This is a genomic window from Clostridium sp. CM038, assembly GCF_055081105.1.
In genome coordinates this window covers 793,829-819,646 of sequence record NZ_CM143651.1, presented here as the reverse complement: position 1 = coordinate 819,646, position 25,818 = coordinate 793,829, and the positions used below count along the sequence as shown (strand labels likewise).

General features: G+C 31.8%; 27 protein-coding genes and 1 riboswitch. Of the genes, 7 read left to right on the top strand and 20 right to left on the bottom strand.

From position 1 onward, the window contains the following. Nucleotides 1-188: 188 nt before the first annotated feature. Nucleotides 189-1,214, top strand: a complete 1,026-nt coding sequence (locus tag ACWJKS_RS03705; RefSeq protein ID WP_462960471.1) for a PTS transporter subunit IIC — start codon at nucleotides 189-191, stop codon at nucleotides 1,212-1,214. A gap of 80 nt (nucleotides 1,215-1,294) precedes the next feature. Here the strand turns inward: ACWJKS_RS03705 and ACWJKS_RS03700 are convergent, their stop codons facing one another. The 12 genes from ACWJKS_RS03700 to ACWJKS_RS03645 all read right to left on the bottom strand — a co-directional run bounded on the left by ACWJKS_RS03700 (nucleotide 1,295) and on the right by ACWJKS_RS03645 (nucleotide 11,925). Then, nucleotides 1,295-1,750, bottom strand: a complete 456-nt coding sequence (locus tag ACWJKS_RS03700) for a PadR family transcriptional regulator (RefSeq protein WP_165411550.1) — start codon at nucleotides 1,748-1,750, stop codon at nucleotides 1,295-1,297. Between the two features lie 6 nt (nucleotides 1,751-1,756). Continuing rightward, nucleotides 1,757-2,605, bottom strand: a complete 849-nt coding sequence (locus ACWJKS_RS03695) for a DegV family protein (protein WP_216303414.1) — start codon at nucleotides 2,603-2,605, stop codon at nucleotides 1,757-1,759. A 213-nt stretch (nucleotides 2,606-2,818) separates the two neighbouring features. Further along, entirely contained in the window at nucleotides 2,819-3,586 is a 768-nt protein-coding gene (locus tag ACWJKS_RS03690; RefSeq protein ID WP_216303413.1) for a cobalt-precorrin-6A reductase, read from the bottom strand. A gap of 99 nt (nucleotides 3,587-3,685) precedes the next feature. Beyond that, a complete protein-coding gene (gene cobJ / locus ACWJKS_RS03685; RefSeq protein WP_216303412.1) occupies nucleotides 3,686-4,402 on the bottom strand; it encodes a precorrin-3B C(17)-methyltransferase in 717 nt (238 codons plus the stop codon). Between the two features lie 20 nt (nucleotides 4,403-4,422). Next, nucleotides 4,423-5,175 carry a precorrin-4 C(11)-methyltransferase gene (cobM, locus tag ACWJKS_RS03680; RefSeq protein ID WP_165411546.1) on the bottom strand — a complete coding sequence of 251 codons (753 nt, stop codon included), beginning with the start codon at nucleotides 5,173-5,175 and terminating at the stop codon, nucleotides 4,423-4,425. 81 nt (nucleotides 5,176-5,256) lie between these two features. Then, nucleotides 5,257-5,922 carry a cobalt-factor II C(20)-methyltransferase gene (locus ACWJKS_RS03675; RefSeq protein WP_220286414.1) on the bottom strand — a complete coding sequence of 222 codons (666 nt, stop codon included), beginning with the start codon at nucleotides 5,920-5,922 and terminating at the stop codon, nucleotides 5,257-5,259. Between the two features lie 67 nt (nucleotides 5,923-5,989). Continuing rightward, nucleotides 5,990-6,595: a precorrin-6y C5,15-methyltransferase (decarboxylating) subunit CbiE gene (cbiE, locus tag ACWJKS_RS03670; RefSeq protein ID WP_165411544.1), complete on the bottom strand. Its 606-nt coding sequence runs from the start codon at nucleotides 6,593-6,595 to the stop codon at nucleotides 5,990-5,992. 59 nt (nucleotides 6,596-6,654) lie between these two features. Further along, a complete protein-coding gene (gene cbiD, locus ACWJKS_RS03665) occupies nucleotides 6,655-7,749 on the bottom strand; it encodes a cobalt-precorrin-5B (C(1))-methyltransferase CbiD (protein ID WP_462960470.1) in 1,095 nt (364 codons plus the stop codon). A 92-nt stretch (nucleotides 7,750-7,841) separates the two neighbouring features. Then, on the bottom strand, nucleotides 7,842-8,468 hold the full coding sequence (locus tag ACWJKS_RS03660; RefSeq protein WP_165411542.1) for a precorrin-8X methylmutase: 627 nt from the start codon (nucleotides 8,466-8,468) through the stop codon (nucleotides 7,842-7,844). Nucleotides 8,469-8,536: 68 nt separating this feature from the next. Further along, entirely contained in the window at nucleotides 8,537-9,862 is a 1,326-nt protein-coding gene (locus ACWJKS_RS03655; RefSeq protein ID WP_220319945.1) for a cobyrinate a,c-diamide synthase, read from the bottom strand. 41 nt (nucleotides 9,863-9,903) lie between these two features. After that, complete coding sequence (locus ACWJKS_RS03650) at nucleotides 9,904-11,022, bottom strand: pyridoxal phosphate-dependent aminotransferase (RefSeq protein WP_462960469.1); 1,119 nt, start codon at nucleotides 11,020-11,022, stop codon at nucleotides 9,904-9,906. Nucleotides 11,023-11,091: 69 nt separating this feature from the next. Beyond that, the gene (locus tag ACWJKS_RS03645) at nucleotides 11,092-11,925 is read right to left on the bottom strand and encodes a sirohydrochlorin cobaltochelatase (RefSeq protein ID WP_462960468.1); all 834 of its coding nucleotides are present in this window, start codon (nucleotides 11,923-11,925) and stop codon (nucleotides 11,092-11,094) included. 145 nt (nucleotides 11,926-12,070) lie between these two features. Beyond that, nucleotides 12,071-12,255: riboswitch (cobalamin riboswitch) on the bottom strand. 213 nt (nucleotides 12,256-12,468) lie between these two features. On the opposite strand from ACWJKS_RS03645, the gene ACWJKS_RS03640 reads away from it, so the two are divergent. Beyond that, nucleotides 12,469-13,302, top strand: coding sequence for a transposase (locus ACWJKS_RS03640; protein WP_462960467.1), 834 nt, complete (start codon nucleotides 12,469-12,471; stop codon nucleotides 13,300-13,302). A gap of 399 nt (nucleotides 13,303-13,701) precedes the next feature. On the opposite strand, the gene cobS is transcribed toward ACWJKS_RS03640, so the two are convergent. From cobS to ACWJKS_RS03620, 4 genes are all read right to left on the bottom strand, one after another. After that, nucleotides 13,702-14,454, bottom strand: coding sequence for an adenosylcobinamide-GDP ribazoletransferase (gene cobS, locus ACWJKS_RS03635; protein ID WP_216303404.1), 753 nt, complete (start codon nucleotides 14,452-14,454; stop codon nucleotides 13,702-13,704). A gap of 118 nt (nucleotides 14,455-14,572) precedes the next feature. Then, nucleotides 14,573-15,163 (bottom strand): alpha-ribazole phosphatase, encoded by a 591-nt coding sequence (gene cobC, locus ACWJKS_RS03630; RefSeq protein ID WP_220286418.1) that lies wholly within the window; start codon nucleotides 15,161-15,163, stop codon nucleotides 14,573-14,575. A gap of 19 nt (nucleotides 15,164-15,182) precedes the next feature. Then, entirely contained in the window at nucleotides 15,183-16,265 is a 1,083-nt protein-coding gene (cobT, locus tag ACWJKS_RS03625) for a nicotinate-nucleotide--dimethylbenzimidazole phosphoribosyltransferase (RefSeq protein ID WP_462960466.1), read from the bottom strand. A 190-nt stretch (nucleotides 16,266-16,455) separates the two neighbouring features. Then, the gene (locus tag ACWJKS_RS03620) at nucleotides 16,456-16,716 is read right to left on the bottom strand and encodes a DUF3892 domain-containing protein (protein ID WP_253198210.1); all 261 of its coding nucleotides are present in this window, start codon (nucleotides 16,714-16,716) and stop codon (nucleotides 16,456-16,458) included. Nucleotides 16,717-17,020: 304 nt separating this feature from the next. Between ACWJKS_RS03620 and ACWJKS_RS03615 the strand changes: the two genes are divergently transcribed. The 3 genes from ACWJKS_RS03615 (at nucleotide 17,021) to ACWJKS_RS03605 (ending at nucleotide 19,349) form a co-directional block, all read left to right on the top strand. After that, the gene (locus tag ACWJKS_RS03615) at nucleotides 17,021-17,680 is read left to right on the top strand and encodes a metal ABC transporter ATP-binding protein (RefSeq protein WP_216303400.1); all 660 of its coding nucleotides are present in this window, start codon (nucleotides 17,021-17,023) and stop codon (nucleotides 17,678-17,680) included. A gap of 9 nt (nucleotides 17,681-17,689) precedes the next feature. Next, nucleotides 17,690-18,487 (top strand): metal ABC transporter permease, encoded by a 798-nt coding sequence (locus tag ACWJKS_RS03610; protein ID WP_165411532.1) that lies wholly within the window; start codon nucleotides 17,690-17,692, stop codon nucleotides 18,485-18,487. A gap of 85 nt (nucleotides 18,488-18,572) precedes the next feature. After that, nucleotides 18,573-19,349 (top strand): nitroreductase family protein, encoded by a 777-nt coding sequence (locus ACWJKS_RS03605; protein WP_462954298.1) that lies wholly within the window; start codon nucleotides 18,573-18,575, stop codon nucleotides 19,347-19,349. A 162-nt stretch (nucleotides 19,350-19,511) separates the two neighbouring features. Here the strand turns inward: ACWJKS_RS03605 and ACWJKS_RS03600 are convergent, their stop codons facing one another. Further along, a complete protein-coding gene (locus ACWJKS_RS03600) occupies nucleotides 19,512-20,435 on the bottom strand; it encodes an alpha/beta hydrolase (protein ID WP_165411530.1) in 924 nt (307 codons plus the stop codon). 362 nt (nucleotides 20,436-20,797) lie between these two features. Further along, complete coding sequence (locus ACWJKS_RS03595) at nucleotides 20,798-21,154, bottom strand: hypothetical protein (protein ID WP_216303398.1); 357 nt, start codon at nucleotides 21,152-21,154, stop codon at nucleotides 20,798-20,800. Nucleotides 21,155-21,336: 182 nt separating this feature from the next. Here ACWJKS_RS03595 and ACWJKS_RS03590 point away from each other — a divergent pair, with 182 nt between their 5' ends. Beyond that, nucleotides 21,337-21,939, top strand: a complete 603-nt coding sequence (locus ACWJKS_RS03590; protein ID WP_462960465.1) for a flavin reductase family protein — start codon at nucleotides 21,337-21,339, stop codon at nucleotides 21,937-21,939. A 16-nt stretch (nucleotides 21,940-21,955) separates the two neighbouring features. Here ACWJKS_RS03590 and ACWJKS_RS03585 read toward each other — a convergent pair whose 3' ends face one another. Both ACWJKS_RS03585 and ACWJKS_RS03580 read right to left on the bottom strand, forming a co-directional pair. After that, nucleotides 21,956-22,921, bottom strand: coding sequence for an SPFH domain-containing protein (locus ACWJKS_RS03585; RefSeq protein ID WP_216302762.1), 966 nt, complete (start codon nucleotides 22,919-22,921; stop codon nucleotides 21,956-21,958). Nucleotides 22,922-22,951: 30 nt separating this feature from the next. Then, nucleotides 22,952-23,380: an NfeD family protein gene (locus ACWJKS_RS03580; RefSeq protein WP_216302761.1), complete on the bottom strand. Its 429-nt coding sequence runs from the start codon at nucleotides 23,378-23,380 to the stop codon at nucleotides 22,952-22,954. A 430-nt stretch (nucleotides 23,381-23,810) separates the two neighbouring features. Between ACWJKS_RS03580 and ACWJKS_RS03575 the strand changes: the two genes are divergently transcribed. Further along, on the top strand, nucleotides 23,811-25,721 hold the full coding sequence (locus ACWJKS_RS03575; protein WP_462960464.1) for an NAD(+) synthase: 1,911 nt from the start codon (nucleotides 23,811-23,813) through the stop codon (nucleotides 25,719-25,721). Nucleotides 25,722-25,818: the final 97 nt, after the last annotated feature.

Here is a 25,818-nt window from a genome sequence, read left to right as displayed (position 1 = left end):
TGTCATTTTTTTTGTATATCTTATTGATGTGTTTATAATAAGATGTTATAATGTTGTCAGGTGCACATGTATATACACTAGTATATACATGTGCACCTGAGTTAAATAACAGTTAATGTGCATAATATTATAAACATCCTTTATATTCATAACTTAACAAAGTATATATTTTATTAGGAGGAAAACTCATGGAAAAATTCAAAATCGTTGTAAAAAAAGGCCTTAAACGATATTTTTTAGATGCCTTGAGTGCGATGGCATTAGGTCTATTTGCTTCATTAATTATTGGACTAATACTAAGTCAATTATCAAAAATACCTGCACTAGAGTTCCTTAAAGAGTTTGCAGAAATCATTTCAGCTAAATCCCCCGTAGTTGGCGCAGCTATTGGTGTAGCTATAGCTTGGGGCTTAAAAGTTACCCCACTTACTATGTTCTCCTGCGCTGCTACTGGTGCTTTTGGATATATGTATATGGGTGGTGGCCCAGTAGGATCTTTCATTGCTGCAGTAATAGGTGCAGAACTTGGCAACTTTGTGTCTGGAAAAACTAAGATTGATATTGTTATAGTTCCCATTGTTACTATTGTTACTGGAAGTATATCCGGTAAGTTTGTTGGCCCTTATATCTCAGTTCTTATGACGAATATTGGTGCAGTCATAAATTCTGCTACAACTCTTATGCCTATTCCAATGGGTATTGCTGTATCTACTTTAATGGGTTTAGCGCTTACTGCTCCAATTAGTAGTGCTGCCATAGCAATTTCACTAAAAATGTCTGGCCTTGCAGCCGGTGCCGCCACTGTTGGTTGCAGTGCTCAAATGATAGGTTTTGCTGTTTCTAGTTATAGAGAAAATAAGATAAGTGGTTTAGTATCTCAAGGACTAGGTACCTCTATGCTACAAGTACCTAACATAATAAGACGTCCCCAGGTTTGGATACCTCCAACACTTGCCGGTGCAATACTCGGCCCTCTTGCTACTACGGTTTTCTCCATGAAAAACAACTCTCTAGGTGCAGGTATGGGTACTAGCGGTCTTGTAGGTCAGTTTGGAACCCTTGCCGCTATGCAGGGGAGCCAACCTACTTCGGTGATAGTTTTAAAAATATTACTTCTACACTTTATAGCCCCTGCTGTTTTAACCCTACTCTTCTCAGAACTTATGAGGAAGAAAGGGTGGATTAGTCAAGGAGACTTAAAGCTTAAGCTTTGAGTTAGTGAAATTCAAAAGAAGCTGCAGGTGATAATACACCCTTAGGGTGAGTTCACCTGCAGCTTCTTTTGTTATAATATTTAATTGTATAAATCACTATAAATAATTTTAAATACTTCTAAAGCCTCTTCTATTTTATCTTGTAGTAGGTATTTTTTATTTTCTAGCTGCCTTCTACCTTCCACCGTGATTTTATAAATTTTCTGTGCTTTCTTGGAATTACTCCATTCCCCAATAATCAATTTTTCTTTTTCTATTTTTTTTAAAAGAGGATATATTCCGCCTGTACTAGGAATCCAAAGACCATTTGTTCTATCACCAATTTTATGAGATATATCGTTTCCATTAGTTTCGCCTAAACTTAGAATGTATAGCACGTACAAAGGTAGTAACCCTTTTGTGAATACTTGACCTACAGCTTCTTTTTCCTTTTGAACTTTTCGAAGCTGTAAAAGTTTTTTCTTGTATTCAACATACAACCTCTTTTCCTGCACCCTAATGTCTATCTCACTTTCTTTATTCACTATATCATCCATTTTTATTTAAGGTTCCTCTATACAAACCATTCCTACCAAACCTGGTCCACTATGAACCCCTGATACAGGACTTATATATCCTCCGAATTCTACGGAAATAGCATTTGGATGGAGACTTATACTTTCCATTACTTTTTTAGACTCTTCTAATGCATCACCGTGTAATATATAAACCCTACACTTCTTTTTATCTAAAATGCTATTTGTAAGTTCTACAAGTTTATTAAGAGATTGCTTTCTACCCCTTACCTTTTCACATGTACAATACTTACCTTCATCATCAAACGAAATTATAGGTTTAATGTTTAAAAGCTCAGCTATTGTGCCTGCAACTTTCCCTATTCTTCCACCTTTTTTTAAGTACTCTAAAGTCCCTACTACAAAGTATAGATGGATTCTTTTTTTAATAGACGGAATAGCTTCAACAATTTCTTCAAAACTCTTTCCTTCTTGTATCAGCTTTCCACATTCCGTTACTATTAATCCTTCGCCTAGGGCTATAGATTGTGAATCACATACATGAGTAATAATACTTGGATGATTTTCACTTGTAAGCTTCACAGCATTAAATATACCTGATAACCCAGTAGATAAAGTTATTGCTATAACATGAGTGTATCCTTCTTCTTCTAATTTCAAAAACAGTTCTTCCATATCCTTCATTGATGGCAAAGAGGATGTAGGTACTTCTGTTTTCATATTATCGTAAACTTCTTGTGGCGATATATCTATATTATCCAAATATTCTCTATCAGAATAGATAATCCTAAAGGGTAATACATTTATATTATATTTCTCTATTGTTTCTTTACTTAAATCGCTTGTAGTGTCTGTAATCAACGCTATTTTATTCAAATTAAATCCTCCTACATTACATAATATCAATATTATATCACTATAATATATGTGTATCAATAGTGATACATCCACAATCATTTTAATTAGTTTGTACAAATAACTACAAATGTATGCATACAGGTATGTGAGACAGTTAATGAATTTAAATAATACATAATTATAAACCCCTTTAGCTAATATTAAACTAAAGGGGTTTGTATAAACTAATTTTTACATCGTTAATTCCGATATATATTTTATAAGTTCTATTTCACTATAAAACACCTGTGAATATACCATTGGTTTTCTTCCTATTATAAACGCTGGTATATTATTATCTATAGCTGCTTTTATTTTGTCGTAAGTTCCACCTTGAACTCCGCTATCCTTCATGAGTATTGCCTTAGCCTTGTATTCTTTAATAAAGCCACAATTTAATTCATAGCCTACAGGACCCTTCATCGCCACTATATCCTCAACTCTTATTCCTAATTCTAAAATCTCTTCTAGAACCTTAACAGAAGGTAAAACCCTATGTATTATCCTATTATTTAAATTAAAACTTAGAATTTTATCTATATTTCTGCTACCAGTGGTATTTAAAATATTTCCCTCTACTTTTGTAAGCTGTGTATATAGACTATCATAATCCTCCACCACAATAACATTTTTATTTTTCTTAAATTTTTCCACAACTGATGGCCTCTCATATCTAACATATTGTACTCCATAGATTTTACATGCTTCCATTGCATTTTCAGTAATTTCTAGAGCATAAGGGTGAGATGCATCAATTAATATTTTAATATCATGTAATCGTATGACTTTCATTAACCCTGAAAGGTCTAATGGTTTTTCATTGAAAATTTTATATTTATAATTTTTCAAAAGCTCTGCGCCATAAGCCGTAGCTGTTGAGATGAAAATATCCTCTGTAAACCCATTCAGTCCTGCAAGAATATTTTTCCCCTCTGAAGTCCCTACAATTAAACCTATCATTTTTATTCACATCCTAAAATAGTTGGGGACGGTTAAGAACTTTTTCTTACTTATTAGTTTACTAATAGTTAAACAGTTGTTAACTGTCCCTCAATTTTTTTAAACCTTATAACCTCTTGGTGTTATAAACTTACCATCTTTTACATAGCTTTGACTGTTACCAATTATAACAATTGAAAGCATATCAACTATGTTTTCATCAAAGGTATCTAATGTAGATATACTTACTTCTTGTCCATCCCTAAGCGCATTTTTAACTACGGCTATTGGTACTGTTCCTTCTCTATATTTTTTTATTAAATCTATACTTTCTTTTAAATAATGAGGTCTACCCTTACTTTTAGGATTATATAATGAAATTATGAAATCGCCTTCTGCGGCTAACTTTACTCTTTTTGTAATTAATTCGTATGGAGTCATTAAATCGCTTAAGCTTATGTTACAATTGTCATGCATTAAAGGTGCTCCTAGTACTGAAGCTGCAGCTGACGATGCTGTAACTCCCGGAATAACCTCAACCTCCTCATCTATTCGAAGCTGAAGAATTAATCCCGCCATTCCGTAAATTCCAGCATCACCAGTACTTATTACACTAACTATCTTACCACGGCAAAGCTCTAATGCCTTTTTGCATCTTTCTTCTTCTCCCATCATGCCTGTAGAGAATACTTCCTTGCCTTGTAATAATGGTTTTATCATATCTATATATTTGTTATAGCCTACAACTATATCACTCTCTTTAATGGCTTCCATTGCTCTTATTGTCATATGAGAAAGTCCACCTGGTCCTATTCCTATTACATATAATTTACCCAATTCTACATCCCCTTCGCTATCTATTTTTTTCCTTCTCTAAACATATGTGTAAAGGTCTTGTCATACAAAAGGCTCTTTTCATATTCACAATCTATAAAATCGCCTACAAGAATTTGAGCACATTTTGTTATTTTAGCTATTTTTACCTTTTCTGCTATATCATCTAAAGTCCCAATAATAGCTCTTTCATCTGGCCAAGTAGCTCTTTCAATCACAGCTATTGGAACATTCCTTCCGTAACCTGCTTTAAGCTTTGCAACTACCTTGTCTATCATACTTATAGATAAAAAAATAGCCATAGATGCTCCAACTGATGCAAGTTTTTCTAAATCTTCTGTTTCAGGTACTGGGGTTCTACCCTCTACTCTTGTTAAAATTAAAGTTTGAGTTACACTTGGAAGTGTGAATTCTTTTTTTATAACAGAAGCTGCCGCTGAAAAGGAGCTTACTCCTGGTACTATTGAATAATCTATATTTAGTTTATCTAACTCATCCATTTGTTCTTTTATAGCTCCGTATATAGCTGGGTCTCCAGTATGTAGTCTTACTACATTTTTATTTTCAATATGTGCCTTTCTCATAACCTCAATAACTTCTTCGAGTGTCATTGAAGCGGAATTATGAATTACTGCATCTTCCTTACAGAAAGTCATATGCTCAGCACTCACAAGCGATCCCGCATATATAACTACATCTGCACTAGATAATATATTTCTTCCCTTAACTGTTATTAAATCCACATCTCCTGGCCCTGCACCTATAAAATAAACCATAAAATCCACCTATCCCTTATTAATTATTATTGATATAGTTGTTAACCGTCCCCGCTTAATTAGTTGTTACCTGTCCCTACCCTATTCCTTCTTAGCAATTATTAAACTCATGTACTCTTTATTTTTTAATATATCCAAACGGCTTCTTAGAACTTCTTGTCCTTCCCTACCTGCTTTTTTAACATATACATAGCTATATCCCTTTGCTTCTAGATGATTTATTACTTCCTCTTCTACTTTATAAACCTTCATAATTACTAAGAATTTTTCATCCTTTATAGTATCAAGCCTAGATGCTGGAAGTATTAAAAGAGGCTCATTACCAATTACTAAATACTCATTTGCAATACTCGCACAAGCACAAAATGATGTTATACCTGGAATTGTTTCAACTTCATATCCGCTTTCCTTTATATAATTTAAAAGATATATATATGTACTATATACAAACGGGTCGCCTATAGTTAAGAAAGCCACATCTTTCCCAGCTTTTAGCTTTTCTTCAACAGCTTTAAATGCTTCATATATTTTAGATTCCTGCTCTTCTCCCCCCATAGGAAAATGCTTAACTAGCACCTCAGAGTCCTTATTAATATACTCTTCTGCTATTTCATGTGCTATACTTTTGCCTCCATTCATAGCACTAGGCACTACTATTACATCGCATTTTCCAATAGTTTTTATTGCTTTTATTGTAAGTAATTCCTTATCTCCTGGTCCTACCCCTACACCATATAATTTTGCCATGTTTAATCCCCCATATCTAAGTAAGCACAAACAAATCAATATTATTGTTTATTTTTATGTGTCTTACTTAATTTAAATTTTCTATAACAACCACACTAAGGTCATTAAAAGTTTTTTCCTTAATTTCTTCCACTGTACCTTTTATTATTCTTTCATCCTCGTATGATAATTCTTCCCCAACATATGCTGTGGCTTTAATATTATTTTCATAGAGCTTTCTACATAAAGCTTGTGGCGAATTACTTTTATCCGTAAGCCACACAGATATCTCGTGTTCCCGCACTATTTTTATGAATTCTTCTCGTCTTCCATGCATACTACCTAAATAAGCGTTTTGCCACGGCTTTTGGAGCTTACACATTAAGTATTGAAAAGAACTTATACCAGGTACTATTTCTATTTTGCTTTTAAAATTACTCTTTATATAATTTGTGATACCATAAAAGCATGGATCACCTGATGCTATTATTGCGATATCCTTCTCTATGTTTTCTGTTATAAAATTCATAATATCCTTTAATGTTTTCACTACTATCTTTTCGACATTAATCTTTGGTATACTCATTGCAGCTCTTTCAAATCCTATGATTACATCAACCTTTTCTATAGTCTCTACTGCCAAAGGAATAATATATTTAGGGCTTCCAGGCCCAATACCCACTATATAAACCATATACTCTGCTACCTTTCATTATTTATTCATCTATTAGTTGTTAACTGTCCCTAAGCATTTTAACCATTATAACTATTCTTTCTTGTGTCACAGAGAATTCCCTTATCCATAGAAAACATAATAACCTCTGCCGGAATTGTTTCATAAGTATACTGGAATAATCTTCGCTTTACCTTATTTGCAATGTTTTCATATATATCCTTATAATTTTCACCTACTAGCTTTATTGCTCCTTCAGTAGTTTTTTCCTTATATACCTGTGTAATAAGCTGCGTAGGTGCTCCAGCCAACGCCAGTTCTAAAGCTATTACTTCAAGCCTCACATCACATACTCTACTGTGAGTTTGAAAACATCCCGCTGCAATTTTACTTACCTTTCCTATATGTCCTACTAAAATTACACTTTCTACTTCCTTTTCCATACAGCTGTTTAGTGCAAATCCTATGAAATTTGAAATCATTACTATATTGTCAACTTTAAGGCCTACCTGTGCAGCCACATCCTCACCCATGTTACCAAAAACTAAGGTAAGATTTTTATGCCCCGCAGCTACCTTTTGACATATTTCTATATGTATAGATTGTGTGAGAGCTTCTTCTGACATTGGTGTCACAATTCCTGTTGTTCCGAGTATTGATATACCACCTTCAATGCCAAGTCTAGGATTAAATGTTTTCTTGGCTATTTCTTCTCCCTTAGGCACAAATATAGTTATTGTAATCCCAGAGTTCTTAGGAAGCACCTCTTTTACTTCTTTTTCTATCATTTTTCTAGGTACTGGGTTTATTGCCCATTCCCCTTTGGGTACATATAATCCTTCTCCTCTAACTATCCCTACACCTTTTCCACCTTTTAATGTATATACTGATTCTGCTTTTTCAGCCCTTGCCCAAATTTCTATACCATTAGTTGCATCAGGGTCATCCCCCGCATCTTTTATAATACAACACTCAGCAAAATTTTCTCCCTTTGCTACCTTAGATATTGGTAGCAATAATTCTATACCCTTTGGAGTATCTATCCTTATCTCGTCTATTCCGGTATCATAAAATAAAATTTGTGTGGCAGCTTTTGCTGCCCCAGCAGCACAAGAACCAGTGGTATATCCACATCTAAGCTTTTTTCCATTACTATTAACATATAAATTCAGCATTATTACGTACCCCCTGTTAAGTTTCTTATTCATTTAAAGATACCTAACATTTATTTCAAAATGCCTAATAACTATGAAACTCTAGCGGATTACTAACTCCTATCTACTATCATGTACATCAGTGCATTTAAAATGGATGCAGCTACTGTGCTTCCACCTTTTCTTCCTCGCACTGTTATCATTGGCAGATCTAATTTTTCAATTTCTTTCTTAGATTCTGCTGCTCCAACAAAACCTATAGGTGCTGCCAATATAAATTTAGCATTACACTTTCCTTCCTCGATTAGTTCCTTTAATCTAAACAAAGCTGTAGGTGCATTACCAAATATGAAAAATTCTACTCCATCATCTACCGCTTTTTCAACTGCTGCCATAGACCGCGTTATGTGACGCGCTTTTGCTATCTCTGCCACTTTTTCATCACTTACATAGCATAAAGCCTTACAATTTAAATCTTTAAGAGCTTTTTTGTTTATACCTGCCAGTGCCATTTTTGTATCAGTATAAATGGTAGCTCCATTTTTAAGTAACTCTACAGCCTCATCAATAGCTCCATCCCTAATATAAACTATGTTTTTATAATCGAAATCTGCTGTAGTATGTATTACTCTTTTGATTATTGAAAGCTCTTTGTCAGAAAATTTATGTTCTCCCATTTCTTCTCCAATAATTTCGAAGCTTTTTTTTTCTATATCCATAGGAATCTTTATATAATCCATATTTTAATCTCCTTTTCTTTTAATTTAAATAAGTGTTCATAGGTAGGGACAGTTAGCAACTAATTAATCTATTTGAAAATCTCCTTAAACCATTGTAAGTTTCCCCAAAAATGCACATGTCCATAAGCTGCCATAGTATTTTTTTTAACATATCCGCATTGCCAATTTTTCTCATACCCATCATAACCCTCTTTAGAAAGCTTAAATACCTTTTCTTCAGATAAATTAACAATAGATTTATGAAACTCATGACAGTTTATACTCATATTTTGCGGTAAAATATTATTTTCTACCCCTACCTTTATTTCTGCATACCCAAAGTTCTGAAGCTTTTTTGTTAAGGTGTAATACCCCTTAAAAAAGCCAACAGTATTATGTGATATTTTTTCTTCGCCTTGCAGTTTTTCTCCCTCAGTAAGATACATTAATCCTCCACATTCGGCGTAACAGTGTAGCCCATTATCAAGAGCTTTTTTTATACTGCCAAGCATTGATGTATTTTCAGATAGCTCCTTTATAAAAACCTCAGGGTACCCTCCACCTATGTAAAGAAAATCAATATTACTGGGTAGCTTCTTATCTTTAATTGGACTAAAATATATAACTTGTCCCATTTCCTCTAGAAGCTCTAAGTTTTCTTTATAATAAAAACTAAAGGCCTTGTCATAGGCTACCGCTATCCTTTTCCCCTTATTCTCCACATGGAAATCATCTATATGCCTTTCACTTTCTTTAAATTGTTCTAACAATAAATCCATATCCAAATGCTTTTCTAATAACTTGGCACAGATTTCAATTTTCTCATCTAAATCCTCTGTTTCACTGCTTTGAATTAGCCCTAAGTGCCTACTTTTTAAGCTTAATCGTTCATCTTTTGGAAGATAGCCTAACACTTTCAAGTTACAGTTTTCTTTAATTGCTGCCTTAAGTAACTTATAATAATTTTCTGTTATATTATTTAGTATTATGCCCTTTATATTCGCATCTTTAAAATTTACTATTCCATTAATTTCTGCACAGAGGGTTGCTACCTGAGCCTTTGGAGACAATACAAGTATGATAGGCAAGTCTAAAACCTTTGACACGTGATACGTAGAATAGGATGTATTTATGCCTTTTCCATCATATAAACCCATTACACCTTCGACCACACCCAATTCTCCGCATCCTCTAGAAAAGCTAGCCTTAACTCCCGCCTCTCCCATAAGATACAAATCCAAATTTCTTGAACCTTTACCTGTTATCTTTGTATGAAAAGCTGAGTCTATATAATCAGGTCCTACTTTATACCCTTGTATCTCAAATCCCCTATTTTTAAACGCTTTCATAATTCCGAGTGTTACTGTGGTCTTACCACCACCACTTGAATCTGAAGCTATGACTATACTCTTCATTTATATTCACATCCTTTTGCGGACTATCCCCTAATGTGCAATTAGTTGTTAACTGTCCCCAATGTTTTCACTATCAATTCTAAGTTTTTCAAACACTTAATCAATTTTCCATTCCTATCATTATCCTTAATAGCAAGCCTTACATATTGTTTATCTAGTCCTCTAAAATTATCTGCTTTTCTTATAACAAATCCTTGAGCTAGGCATAGTTTATAAAGTGTCTCTGAGTCCAGTCCTTTTAATTTGCATAATACATAATTTCCATAGGTTAAATACACTTTATCTATAAATGAAATATTTTCAAGTGATCTTATAAACCTAGGCCTTTCCGCTCTTATCCACTCTTTGCTTTTTTCAATATAAACGTTATCTTTTAACACATGACGTGCAGCCATTTCTGCAAAACAGTTTATGTTCCAGGGGTTTTGTTTTTCTTTAACTTTTTTTAATAGGTCTACGTTACTACTTATTCCATACCCAAACCTTATACCAGGCATCGCAAAAAATTTGGTTAATGCTCTTATTATAAATAAACATTTGTATGTTTTAACTTTTTCACTGAAACTGTGCTGTGAATCTCCAGTAAATTCTATAAAAGCCTCATCTATTATTATGACTTTGTCGTTACATTCACAATATTCAAGAATTTTTTGAAACTCAGCCTTATTTATGATATTGCCATTGGGGTTATTTGGATTACCTAAAACCACACCTTCTACACTCTGTAATCTATTAAGAATATCCTCATAATCATAGGAAAGCTCAGCATATTCATGCTTTAATAAGGTATTCTCATTAATCTTCTCTTTTAAATAAGAATACTCTATACTACAATTCCACTTTTTAGCATCAATTTCGTACTCTACAAAAGATGGCACCACAATTAGTAGATTTTTATGACAAGCTATAACTAAGTCAATTATTTCTGCAGCCCCATTTCCTAAAACAAAATATTCTTTTGGGCAATCAATGTATTCTTTTAATTCTTTCAATACCTCCCTATATTGAATATCTGGATATCTTGTTAAAGCATCTACGGCTTCACTAATGTTATCAGTGAAACTTTTAGGAACCCCTAATGGATTAATATTAGAACTGTAATCTATTAATTCTCGCCCCTCAAGTAATCCATTAGTATAAACATCTCCACCATGTATCATTGAATACCTTCCTTTCTACTTGTAACTCTCATCTACCGTACTTTAGTTACTTATAACTTACGCAGAATTTTAATTTCCCTTATGTGTTTTCCCTACATTCTTAAACTTTTCATTAATTACATCATTAATGTGCTGTATATAAATGTCTTGAACGTCACTATTTTCCCCTAACCCATGCAGATATATTTTAACTTTAAACCCTTTTGCCTCTAAAATACTCTTCCAGGAGTCCTCTGCATCTCCCGCCATGTCATTCTTGGCATGGTCTCCTGCTACGAGCAGTAGTGGCATTAAAGTGACTTCGCTAATACTCTGAGTCGTAACATTAGGTATTACTCTTTCCAAAGTTGGATACCCTTCCACGGTTGCTACATGGACATTGTTAAAACCTCTATCCCTTAAAACGCTTTCAAAACAGCAATATACTGCATTTGCAATATGGTTTGTACCATGCCCCATCAAAATTACTGTATCCATTGGTTGCAATTGCTTTGATAGAGCATCCACCATTATTGAGTAATCATCTGGCACGCCTGCTTCTTCTCCCTTAAAACATAAAAGAGGTCTTCCTATTAAGATATTTTTAAATGCTTTACATTCTTTGTATCTATTAACTACATTATTTATATAATCAAATTCTACTCCAGGAATAACATGCAAAGGCTGAACAATTACCTCATTATATCCTTCGCTTTTTAACTTTTCCAAAGCTTCTTCTGGAGTATCTACATGAATATTATCCCTATGCTTAAGTACTCTAAGAATAATATGTGAAGTAAATGCTCTTCTTATATCATACTCTTCAAAAGTATGTCTTATTTTATCTTCTATTGCATCGATAGTTACTTTTCTTGCATCTTCATGTGTTGTTCCAAAACTTACAATTAAAATTGCCTTCTTCATTTCGATCATCCACCTTGCTAAATATTTTCCGAAATCTATCATAACATTTACATATAATGCTTTTTAAAACAAAAAAAATAGTACGCATACGATAGCGACTACTTTTTAATTAATCCATAATTAAATAGTTCTTTCCCTCCGAAAGCTTGTTAACATCATTTAGGCAGGTCTCCTGGCTTTTGATTCTTCCTTTAATTATCCTTCCTCATTTTTAATTTACGAAGTAGCATTTAAAAGTTTTTCATCAATTACAGTAGCGGGGGCTGCTGCGGATTTAAACCGCATTCCCTTTTCACCTATTTCAAGGCACCTAAAATCATATTCAATTCTCTATTAATTCTAGTTTATTATATTTAAGCCGTACTGTCAATATTTAGAGTGTCTCCTTAGTTTAATAGGCAAAAAAATGATTCACAAAAATAGTTAGGGACGGTTAACAACTATTTAAATTATTTATATATATATATTAGCTTAAGATTATGAATATCATCCCGATTCATAGGCAATAATTCAAATAAAAATCTATGAGGAAGGGTGATTTTAATGCCAAGAAAGGCAAGAGAAAAAACAGATGACTCGATATTTCATATTATGTGCAAAAGTATCAGCGAAATAAATTTATTCAAGGATGATGAGGATAAGAACAAGTATTTATCACTTGTAAAAAAGTATAAATATCTCTATAATTTTAAAATCTACGGTTACTGTCTTATGGATAACCATTCTCATTTAATGATTGATGCTAATGGTACTGATATATCAAAGGCAATGCATGGAATAAATTTTTCTTATGCAATGTACTTTAATAAAAAATATAAAAGGGAAGGACATCTTTTTAAAGATAGATTTAAGAGTAAAATAGTTAATAATGAACGATATTTGAAGACTTTATCTCTATATATACACAATAATCCTACGGATATAGATGAATATAAAAATTGTCCTGAAAAATATGCTTTTTCTAGTCTAGCCATATTTTTAGGAAAAAGACATGATTCTTTTAAATTAGTTGATTATGGATTTATTATGAGCTCTTTTGGTAATAACCTAAAAAATGCAAGAAAGAATTACTATAATCTTGTCTTTCGCTGTAATGGAGAAAAATTAAAACAAGAAATAGAATTTAAAGATGAAAAATCAGAGTATAAATGTGAACGAAAAATACTTGTAAGGAACTTTAAGCCAGAAGATATAATAGAATATATAGCGTCAAAGATGAATGTATCAAAGACTCATCTTTATATGAAGTACAGCAGAAAGCTTGTACGGGCAAAAGCCTTAACCGTTGTTCTAATGAGGAACCTCTGTAATTTTAAATCTAGCTATATATATCCAGCACTCTTGGAAACATTACACAGGCTAGAGTATCAAAATTAAGCACTATTGGCATCGAATTAATTGGAACAGAAGATAAATATGAGAATATTATCATGGATTTTATTAAACGTTATGCTTAGTAATAATTTATTAATATAATCTTCAATATTATGATTAATAACTTAATGACAATCATTAAAATTCATTCTAATTATTTACTTTAACCTACCTATTTATTAAATCTGTTATATTAAATAAAAAAAATTAGAATAACAGATGGATATATGCATTTAATTATGGACAAGTATCAAAAATATACATTTTACTTATGTATAATATAAAAATAATTAAAATTAGTGTTCAATAAATTAATTCAACGATAAAAAGGTACAAGTTTCCATAAACAACTTGCACCCAATTATAATATAAATAATTGTTAACCGTCCCCATTATCTTATCTTAACTTATTGCTATAAATAAGATCATAGTTAGAATTTCAACTAATTCATTATTAGCTCCTAAGCTATCTCCCGTAAGTCCCGTAATTTTACTCTCGCAAAACTTATTAAATAGGAAACTTAAAAGTAACGCTGATAGTATCAATATAACACTTTTGTTAAATCCTATTAATAAGGTTCCAAATACAATAGTTATAATACCTGAAATTACCACCCTTTTGATGTCAATATTTCCAATAAATATATTACCCGAGCCTGTTTCTTTAGCATTCTTACCAATAAAAGATATAAAAACAACGGTAAATCTTGCAATTATTGGCGTTGCAATTAATATGAGTGGTAAATTCTTTCCTATGATAGTGCAGACCGCTGCATATCGTGCTAACATATCAAATACTATAGCAATAGTTGCATAAGTGCCTACTGTGCTGTCCTTCATAATTTCTATTATTTTATGTTTGTCTCCTTTAAACGAAAAGAAACCATCACAAGTATCTCCAAGTCCATCCACATGTAATCCTCCAGTAATAACTATCGGTATAATAACTACAAATATTGCTGTAATATCTACTGGCAGCACTTTTATTAATATATAATAAGTTATCCACTGGACAATTCCTATAAATAATCCTACCACCGGAAAAAATACAGATCCCCGCCTAAAGTTTTCCTTGTCACAGTTTAAACTTTTATTTATAGGTATCCGTGTGAAGAATTGGAAAAACAGTAAAAAATCATTTAAATATTCTCTCATTTTATTTGCTCGCAAAGACTTGTCCTTGCAAAGCTCACCTCTTTCCTAAATAGTAATGTTTATTTTAATTTTAAAGTTAATCGTCAAGAACTAAATATACCTCAAATCAATTTTCTAACTATGCATTATGAATAATAGCATCAATATATAAATTACCATATTCATATTTTATAATGCTTATATCCCCATTTTTACAACCAAATTTCCAAAACAAATCTATATTCTCATTCATAATATAACAATATATAGCTCTTATGACTCCCGAATGAGCGCATATTAAAATATTATCGCATTCTAGCTTTTTAATATGCTCCATAAAGTTCTTAACTCTTTCACATAGTTTAATATAACTTTCTCCATTCGGAGGTACAAATTCTTTCCAATTATTTTGCCAACAAATACACTGTTGGGGATATGAAACTTTAATTTCCTCGTATGTTTTCCCTTCAAAATCTCCAAAATCAGTTTCATTTATTCTATTATCTTGTATAACTGCAATTTCCTGTTGTCCTAAAACTAACTTTGCCATCTCTAAAGTTCTTTTTTTATCACTAACGTATACTCTATCTAATTTTATGCCATCAAAGAAATCTTTAGCCTTATTGCCTTGAGCTATGCCAATTTCATTTAGACTTATATCCAAATTACCATAATAAGACCCTTTTCTATTTTCTTCAGTCTGGCCATGTCTTAACAAATAAATATTCATAAATTCTCACACCTAAATTTTACCCTACGGTATTCTCCCTTATATCTATATACTTTTTACTATCAAGCGTTGCCTCTTCAAATGTCCCCATATTATCCATAGTGAAAAGCGCCGCATCAATTATATTAAAAGCAAGTGGACAACCTGACCCTTCGCCCAGTCTCATGTTCAAATTAAGCATAGGTTTTAATCCTATTTCCTTCATTATAAAAGCTGCCCCCGGTTCCGCAGATAAGTGAGATGCAAATATATATTCCTTCACTAATGGGTTTAGTCTATAAGCACATAATGCAGCTGCTGAGGCTATAAATCCATCAATAACAATAGGCACCCTATTCTTCGCAGCTGACAGGAAGCACCCACATAGTCCCGCAATATCAAATCCTCCAACTTTTGAAAGTACATCGATAACATCATTTTTATCTGGTTTATTTACTTCAATAGCTTTCTTAATTACCCTCTTTTTATTAATAAATTGCTCCTGCGTAATTCCTGAACCTTTACCTACTGACACCTCTACTTCAAGTCCTGAAAGAACGCTCAAAATTGCTGCACTTGTGGCAGTATTTCCTACCCCCATTTCCCCGGTACCAAACAAATCATACCCCTTACGCGCTAAATCATCAACTGTATCGATTCCAACCTCTATAGCTTTAATTGTTTGCTCCCTAGTCATTGCGGGCCCCTTCATCATGTTCATGGTGCCATATGCAATTTTTTTATTTACAATTTTAGGATTGTTAAAGTCTGCATCAACGCCTATATCTACAACTGTAATCTCACTTCCAACAAATTTTGATAAAACATATACACCCGTGATTTTTTTAGTGAAATTATTAGTAACTATAGCCGTTACGTTTTTAGGACAGTTAGACACATCTTCTTCCACCACTCCATTATCGCTGCACATTATAACTACATTCTTTTTATTAATTTTATTATGTATGTCTCCAGTAATCCCTGCCATCTTAGCTATAATATTTTCTATTTCACCAAGACTTCCTATAGGTTTTGATAAACTATCAAGTCTATCCCACGCTTTTTTCATAGCCTCTTTATTTAGTGGTTTAATGCACTGTAATGTGTTGTTTAGCAATACCATTTGTTTACCCTCCTGCTTATATAGTTATTACATAATATTAACACATTTAAACACACCTTCCCCCTTTTTCAAAGGAAAAACTTTTTGGATATAAATTACAGCTAACAACTAATGTAAATTAGTTGTTAACCGTCCCTCATTAAAAACATTAAAAAACAGGGACATTCGTTATCCCTGTTTTTTAATGTTTTTAATAGATATCATTATCATCTATAACTGGTAAATTGTCTAAATTATTGGATTTATCTTGATCAGGTAGACTTTTTAAAAATTCTTCACCTTTTTTTGAAGTTGAGACAGATACTCCACTTATATTTCCTTGTTTTGCAAGCAGCACTGCTTGTTCTTTTGAAACTATTTCTCCATTTTCAAGTTCGTAAGCTGTAATTTCTCCTTGATTGTCTTTCGCTACTCTACTAATAACATGAGCTGAGATTTCGTTTTTATTCAAAATAACACTACCTTTCTTAATACATATAAACATGTATCTCTTATTGGTAGATACTTAAACAATATTATATATACTTTTAAATTAAGTATCGCCATATACAGTTTTACCAATTATATAAATTTTATGAAAAATATTAATATATTTATTTATCAATAACACTAAGAGATTATTGCAAGTTATTCGCATTTGGGTGTATACTATTTGTTGCTACTATTTTTGTGCACATATTATTATTGCCTTTTGCATAGTTAATTTTGTAATAATTAATAGTTGTTAACTGAAAGAATTAGTGAGGAGGATTTACATGATTAACATAAAAAATTTATGTTTTACATATACAAATTCAAAGCCATATATATTAGATAAGGTTAATCTTAAAATTGAAAAAGGTAGCTACGTCTCAATACTAGGTGAAAATGGTAGTGCCAAGAGTACTTTAGTTAAATTAATATTGAACTTATTAAAACCTAATAGTGGTCAAATTATTATATTTACTTCTAAAATCGCATATGTAGCGCAAAAAGTTGAAAATTTTAATGCGCAGTTTCCTATAACAGTTTATGAGATGCTAAATTGCCACAGGAAAGTATTAAAGCTTAAAGATAAAAGTTTAATTTTAAAAAGTCTGCAAGCTGTAGGTATGGAAAGTCATACTCATACGCTTATTGGAAATCTTTCTGGAGGTCAGCAACAAAAAATCTTTATTGCTAGAAGTTTAATTGGTGACCCTGAGTTATTAATTTTAGATGAGCCTTCTACTGGTGTAGACATTCAAAGTATGGAAGATATATATAGAATTATTAAAGGCTTAAATAAAAACCTAGGTATTACAGTTGTTTCTGTAGAACATAATTTAAAAGCTGCATTAGATAATTCAACTAATATTTTTGAAATGGGTAATGGTAGCGGAATACTTTATAATATACATAATTATAAAAACAAATTAAATGAAGAAAGGGGGTAACATTACTTTATGTTTGAATATGGTTTTATGCAAAATGCTTTAATTGCATCAGTTTTAATTTCTATTTTGTTCCCAATTGTAGGGGTTTTTCTTGTATTAAAAAGGTATTCCATGATGGGAGATACTATGTCGCACGCCTCCTTCGCTGGGGTGGCTATTGGCTTAGTTCTTGGATATAACCCCATAATTTGTGCTTTTGTTTTTACAGCTCTATGCGGTTTATCTATTGAATTTTTAAGAGATTATTATAAAAAATACGCAGAATTGATTTTGGCAATTTTACTTACATTTAGTGTAGGTGTTGGTATAACTTTAGTAAGTACAGGCAAAGCAGGTGCCAATGTTAATTCTTATTTATTTGGAAGCATTCTGACTGTTACAAAAAATGATTTATACATAATGCTTGTACTTAGTATTATTTCTATAGTAACTCTACTTTCTTTATATAATCAATTATTATATATTACCTTCGATGAAGAGGGTGCTAAGGTTTCTGGTGTAAAAGTTAAGGTGATTAACTATGTTTTTGCGCTACTCGTAGGCGCTACTATTTCAGCATCGCTAAGAATACTTGGAATACTTGTTATGTCCTCTATGATAGCGTTACCTGTAGCAACATCACTGCAGCTCAATAAAGGTTTTAAGCATACCCTACTTTACTCAATAATGTTCGGATTTATTGACATAATTTTAGGACTTCTTATATCTTACTACATAAACTGTGCCCCTGGGGGAACTATAGCCCTGACTTCTGTCTTTGTCTTAGTACTTGTAATCGGCAGCAAAAAAGCATTGTCTAGAGTTTAATTGTCACCTGTGCAGCCGTTCATCATATTCAATGCTGTAATATTAAATAGCAGTCGAAAATTTAGATAAAGTAGAGGAATTTATTATGATACAAGCTATAAATTTAAGAAAATCCATAAGAAATTATAAAGATAAAAAAATATCCGGGGAACATTTGCAAGAGATTAAAACTATTATAAATGATGCTAAACCTTTGTTTGACAATATACCTATGGAAGTATTACTAATTGAAGATGGTGAAAAAATTACGGATACATTTAAAGGTCTTATTTCCAAATATACAAAAGTTAAAGCTCCACATTATTTAGCCTTTACTTCCGAAATTAAGGAAGGTCATTTAGATAATATAGGCTTCATTGGTGAGGAAATAGTTCTTAAGTTAACAGAGCTTGGTATTGGAACTTGTTGGTTAGGAAGTGCGATTAAACAGGAGTTATTTAAAACAATATTCAAAGTAAAAGACAAACAAAGTTATATAATTTTAGTTGCTTTTGGGTACCCAACTTCTCAATTAAAACCAGTTGTAAATAGAAAGAGATTTGATAAAATCAAACTAGTTACTGGTGATTATGAAAATCAATATGAAACTATAATACAATCACTTATTGATGCCCCCTCTGCAATTAACTCTCAACCTTGGAAATTATCAATTAACAATAATAAATTTGACTTATATCTAGATAACAGAAATATTTTAACTAAAAAGATGCTTAAAGACACCAACCGTATAGATATGGGCATAGGGCTTAGTCATTTATATAATTCGGCAATTGAACTAGGCTATAAGGTCGAACTAAAGCAAAGTTATCATGACGTAGGCAACTCCCTTTATATTCTTAGTGCCATATTAAATAAATCTTAATTAATATATTGACGTTTGCAAGTAGTAAACATATAATATTCACAAGTTCACTCTACAGAAGTTATTAAGTTAAATTAAATTTTCAATAGATATTTCTTAAAATTAAAAGCAACAGTAGACAATACCCATGTCTCCTGTTGCTTTTACTATTTTATAATAAACTCAATGTTCCTTAATCCATCTTATTACATCCACAATTACTTCTTCCTTGTTGGTTTCATTAAGCATCTCATGTCTTCCATTCTTATAAAGTTTATAAGTTAAATCCTTGATCCCATGTCGTTTATAAGTCTTAACCAGTTTTAGAACACCCTTTCCATTCTTTCCTACGGGATCTTTATCTCCCGAGAAAATATAAATGGGTAAATCTTTAGGAATATTTTTAATTTCCTTGTCGTCAGCTATACCCTTTAGTCCACCTAAAAAATCATAGAAAAATCCCGTTGTAAAAACCGTCCCACAGAATGGATCGTCTATATATTTATCTACTTGTTTGTTATCCCTACTTAACCAATCGAATGCTGTTCTATTTGGTTTAAAAGAATTGTTATACCTTCCAAAAGATAACCTATCTAGTTTCTTGCTTTTTGCAATTTTTCCATTTTTCTTAATCTCTCTTTTTGCTATTAGTCTTGCTATATCTATAATAATTCCCTGTTTGCCGCAGGATCCTGAAATAATTGCCCCCTTTAATCCACTTCCATATAAACAAATATATCTTTGTGTTAAGAAAGATCCCATACTATGCCCAAATAAAAATATAGGTAAATTAGGATTTTCTTCTTTAATCTTCTCATTTAGTTCATGCATATTTTCAACCATCGAATTAAATCCATCATCACCTAATTCTCCTAGTTTTCGGACTTCGCCTGCAGTTTTTCCATGCCCTCTATGGTCATTAGCATAAACAATGAACCCATCATTTGTTAGCGCACTTGCAAAATTTTCGTACCTAGCTGCTGTCTCTGCCATTCCATGAGCTATCTGAACTACCCCCTTAATTTGTACGTTCACATCAGGTAGCCATTTGTACACAAATATCTCTAAGTCACCCTTATCTTTAAACTTAAAATTTTCTACTATCATAACTTCATCCCCTATTTATATTTTGAAATGTGATTAAATCATCTCCTGGGTCGCTACAATATTAGCGACTTCAGAAGGAGATTTATACTCCCACTGAAGTTTTCTCTTTGTTATAGTATTGAACTCGCCCTTATATAAGCGGAAGGCTTTCCTTCTGAAATGTCGTTAAACACAAAAAGCCACACTAATTAATCCATTATTTAACAGATTGGTTAGTGTAGCTCTCATTTTTTTTAGCAATATTTCATATTTCACATTTACTCTCATATAAATTATATCACTAAACTATATATTTGCAAAGTAATATTATTTAAATAATTAATTAATATTGCATTAAAGTATCTTTTTTAACATATTACCATTTATTTCTCCAGGACCTCATAGTCAACCTCTATATATTTATCTTTATCGTAGAATTTCTCTGATTGCCCATAAACCCGCACTTTTGTTTCCACAGCGTTTTCTTCAATATATTGTGCAGTGTTTAAAGCTACATCAATAGTTTTATCTATTACAACAGCGGTTACTGCTGCTGTTATTTTCACAGCTTTATCAATCCCTTTAGAAGCTATCGTAGCATACTCCTTAGTGTTTATGGCTAATTTTTCGTTTCCTGAGATTTCCGCTATAGATGATATAACATTACCCGTTAGTTTAACACTATATCCCGCGGTATTTCCAACTAATTTTCCAAAACCATATATTATTTTTCCTGCCATCGTCATAATTATCACCATACCTATATTTATATACACTTATTATACCATATTATCAAAAAATTATTATTAATAACCTTTTTTAAAGACTTCTTTAAATCAATTTACTCTCATCTGTATAAATCTTTTAAGGTATTGTATAATGGGTAATGTTATACAATATAAAGATATAGGAGTGAAAATATATGACAAAAACTATATTTAAAGGCAGTGCAATGTTAAACCCTGTTCCCGTGGTATTAATCACCTCAAAAAATAAAGAGGGAAAAATAAACGTTTTTACAGTAGGGTGGATAGGAATGGCTTGTACTAAACCACCAATGATAACTGTAGCCATAAGACCCGACAGACTTTCTTATGAATATATAAAAGAAAGTGGTGACTTTGTAGTAAATCTACCTAATTCTAGAATGGTTCGTGAAGTTGATTATTGCGGGGTACGCTCTGGTAAGCAAATAGATAAAATTCACGAAATGAACTTCACTATTGAAAATGGCAAGGATGTCATAGCGCCTCTAATTTCTGAATGCTCAATAGCTTTAGAGTGCAAAGTTAAAAGCATTACACCTTTAGGTACCCATGATTTATTTTTAGCTGAAATTGTGAATACTCATGTAGATAATAGCTTAATAGATGCTTCTGGAAAAATTCATTTTGAAAAGGCAGATCTTATTACCTATTCTCATGGCGAGTATTTTACTGTTAATTCTAACGCTTTAGGAAAATTTGGTTATTCAGTTCAGAAAAAAAACAATAAATCTCATTCAAAAAATAAAAAGAAAGCCTGATCGCTCAGGCTTTCTTTTATATTGATTTATTTTCACAGTTCTTATTCATTTTTAACATATCAGCTATGGCTGCTATACTGCCTAAACTTGACAATGTTTCATTTGGAAGTATAAGTTTATTAGCTGGATTTTTTGCCATTTCTTTAAGAGCTTCTATCTGTTTTAATGCTATTACTGTTTCATTTGTACCTGACTCTATAATAGCTGTATTTATTTTTCTTATTGCATCTGCTTCTGCAATTGCAATAGTCTCTATAGCACGAGCTTTACCCTCTGCTTCAAGAAGTTGAGATTCCTTCATTCCTTCTGCATGTCTAATATTTGCTTGTTTTTCAGCCTCTGCATTTAATATTTGAGCTTGCTTATGTCCTTCAGCTTTTTCAATTAGACTTTGTTTTTCACCTTCTGCTGTAAGAATAAATGCTCTCTTATCTCTCTCTGCTCTCATTTGTTTTTCCATAGCCTGTTGAATTTCAGCCGGTGGAATTATATTTTTAATTTCTACAGATAATATTTTTATTCCATAAGCATCCGTGATTTCATCGATTATTTCAAGAAGCTTAGAATTTATTCTATCTCTTCCTGATAATACTTCATCTAAAGTCAAATCTCCCACGATATTTCTCATATTAGTTATAGTTGAGTAAACTATACCTGATTTATAATCCTCAATATTGTAGACCGCGTCCCTTGAGTTAATAACCTTATAAAATATAACATTATCAATCGATATATTAACATTATCCTTAGTTATAACATTCTGTGGTTGTATGTCTAATATTTGCTGCTTAGTAGAAATCCTTCTTCTAACAAAATCTGCAAATACAATTGTAAAATGCCAGCCTGGTTCTAGTATCCTATGAAACTGACCAAATCTTTCTACTAAATACACAGATCCAGTATTAACAATCTTAATCGATGATAAAATCATTATAACTATTACAAATAATATAAACAAGCCTATAACTGTTCCTATTCCCATTACAAATTCCCCCTTATATTTTAATATATCTTATACTTTAGTTATTAGTAATTTATTCCCTTCTATACCGATAACTTGAACTGATTCACCTTTTTTCAAAGGTTTTCCAACATTTTTTACAGTCCAATAAATCCCTTGAAACTTAATGTTTGCTTTTTCATCAATATCTTTTGTTATTGTAAATTCTTTCCCAACATACCCTTCCTCCATAGTTAAAGTTTTTTTCACAGTTTTTTTTATAGTTTTCTTGACTATAGGATAACCCACAGCCATAACCACTGCACTAACTGCTACAAAAACAATTGCTTGAACAATTATTGATGCACTTAGCCCAATAGCAATTATTGCCGCCATTGCACCTACAGCAAACCATATAAACATAAAACTACTAGTTGTAATATCAATAATTAATGCTGCTAATGCTACAACTATCCAAAATATCATCGGCGTCCAGTTCATGTTGTACCCCCTTACGAATATCACTTAATATTATACGCTCTTTTCAACTACGTATTACTAACTTCTATCTTAATTATACATCTTCTGTGCATTTTATAATACAATTTTATTATGTTACTACAATAATTATATATTTTATGTTTTATATATTAAACTTAATAAAGTTTAATTTTAGTGCATTATACATCTTCTTATTGTTTTAGACTTCTTCTTTCTCATGTCTGCTCTCATTCTCTTCACAATTAAAATTGTCACAATAGCAAGGGACAGTTAACAACTATTAAAAAGGCAATAAAAAATAATGGTAAAATAATCATTAACCGACCCTACTAATCTAGCTAATATGATATAATTTCAGTAAATATTTATTATTTAAAGTCAATTTTACATATACTATATTTGAAAAACTAAAGAAAGGTCGTGAATTAGTTTGGAAACTTCTTTTATAAAGGTTTCTGTTGCTTGTCCAATTGTAAATGTAGCAGATATAGAATTTAACTTAATCAACATAAAAAACTGCATTAATCAGGCTTATGATGAGAAATCAAAATTCATAGTTTTCCCAGAACTTTGCATAACAGCTTACACATGTGCGGATTTGTTTTTACAACATCAGCTAATTGAAAAATCTGAAAATGCAATTAAATCTCTATGTGAGTTTTCTAAAAATAAAGATATCCTAATTGCTGTAGGGTCTCCTTTATACTATAACAATTCTCTATATAATTGTGCTTATATAATATTTAATGGTAAACTTTTAGGAATAGTACCAAAAAGCTATATTCCAAATTACTCTGAGTTTTATGAAAAAAGATGGTTTACTGAAGGTCTTGGCCTCATAAGCAAAACTGTAAACCTTTCTTTTGCAAAAGGCATCCCTTTTGGGACAAATTTATTATTTACCAGTGGCAATATTAAATTTGGTTTTGAAATTTGTGAAGACCTTTGGGTAACTATTCCTCCAAGCAGCTATTTAGCTCTTCAAGGTGCAAATATAATTGCTAATCTATCTGCATCAAATGAATTAGTTAGCAAAGCTGATTATAGAAAATCCTTAGTTTCATCCCAGAGCGCAAGATGTATGTGTTCTTATTTATATGCATCCTCTGGTGTTTTTGAATCCTCTACAGATTTACTTTTCAGTGGCCATCTTTTAATTAGCGAAAATGGTTTAGTATTAAAAGAAAATAATAGATTTCAAAGAGAAAATGAAGTTGTTACTTCAATTATTGATATAGATAAATTAAACAGTGAAAGATTAAAAAATACCAGTTTTAGAAATAGCATTTCTATATGCCCTTTTGAAGCATGTGAAATTCCTTTTGAATTTGGGAGTGCAGGTTTTGGCGTTTTTGATAGAAATATTGATAAGCATCCTTTCGTTCCTTCTAATTTATATAAACGTGAAATACGTTGCAAGGAAATATTTAATATTCAATCCTCAGCCCTTGCTAAAAGGTTCTCCTATACTGGTCTTAACAAGGCTATTATTGGGATTTCTGGTGGGCTTGATTCAACTTTAGCACTACTCGTTATAGTTAAAACCTTCGACCTGTTAAAAATACCCATAAAAAATATTATTACTATAACTATGCCTGGTTTCGGAACTACAGATAGGACTTATATGAATGCAATAAACCTATGTAAAAATTTAGGAACAGAACTCAGAGAAATTAATATAGTAGATGCATGTCTGAAGCATTTTAAAGACATAGATCATCCAGTGGAAAAACATGATATAACTTATGAAAATGTTCAAGCAAGAGAAAGAACTCAAATTCTTATGGATGTTGCAAATAAGGAAGGTGGACTCTTAATAGGTACTGGAGATTTATCAGAACTCGCCTTAGGTTGGTGCACATATAATGGTGATCATATGTCTATGTATTCCGTAAACTGCTCAATCCCTAAGACTTTGGTGAGATATTTAGTTAAATATGTAGCAGATAAAGAAGCTTCAAAGGAAGTGACAGACATTCTTTTAGATATCCTTAACACTCCTATAAGTCCTGAACTTCTACCCAAAGATAAGAACGGTCAAATAACTCAAAAAACTGAAGACATAGTAGGACCATATGAATTACACGACTTTTTCCTTTATTATTTTATGAAGCAAGGTACTTCGCCAAGTAAAATATTATTTTTAGCTAAGGAAGCCTTCAAAGCTGATTACTGCGAAAAAGATATACGCAAATGGTTAGATAAATTTATAAAAAGATTCTTTACCCAACAATTTAAACGTTCAGCTCTGCCAGACGGTCCAAAAGTAGGAACTATAAGTGTATCCCCAAGAGGAGATCTTAGAATGCCGTCAGATGCTAGTTTTAATTCTTTTTTTTAGATTTCTGAAAAAAGTGCATATATTTTGTGAAGTTTATATAACAACCTTTACAAAATATGTGTACTTTTTCATTTATAAATATCTACAATTAATCCTG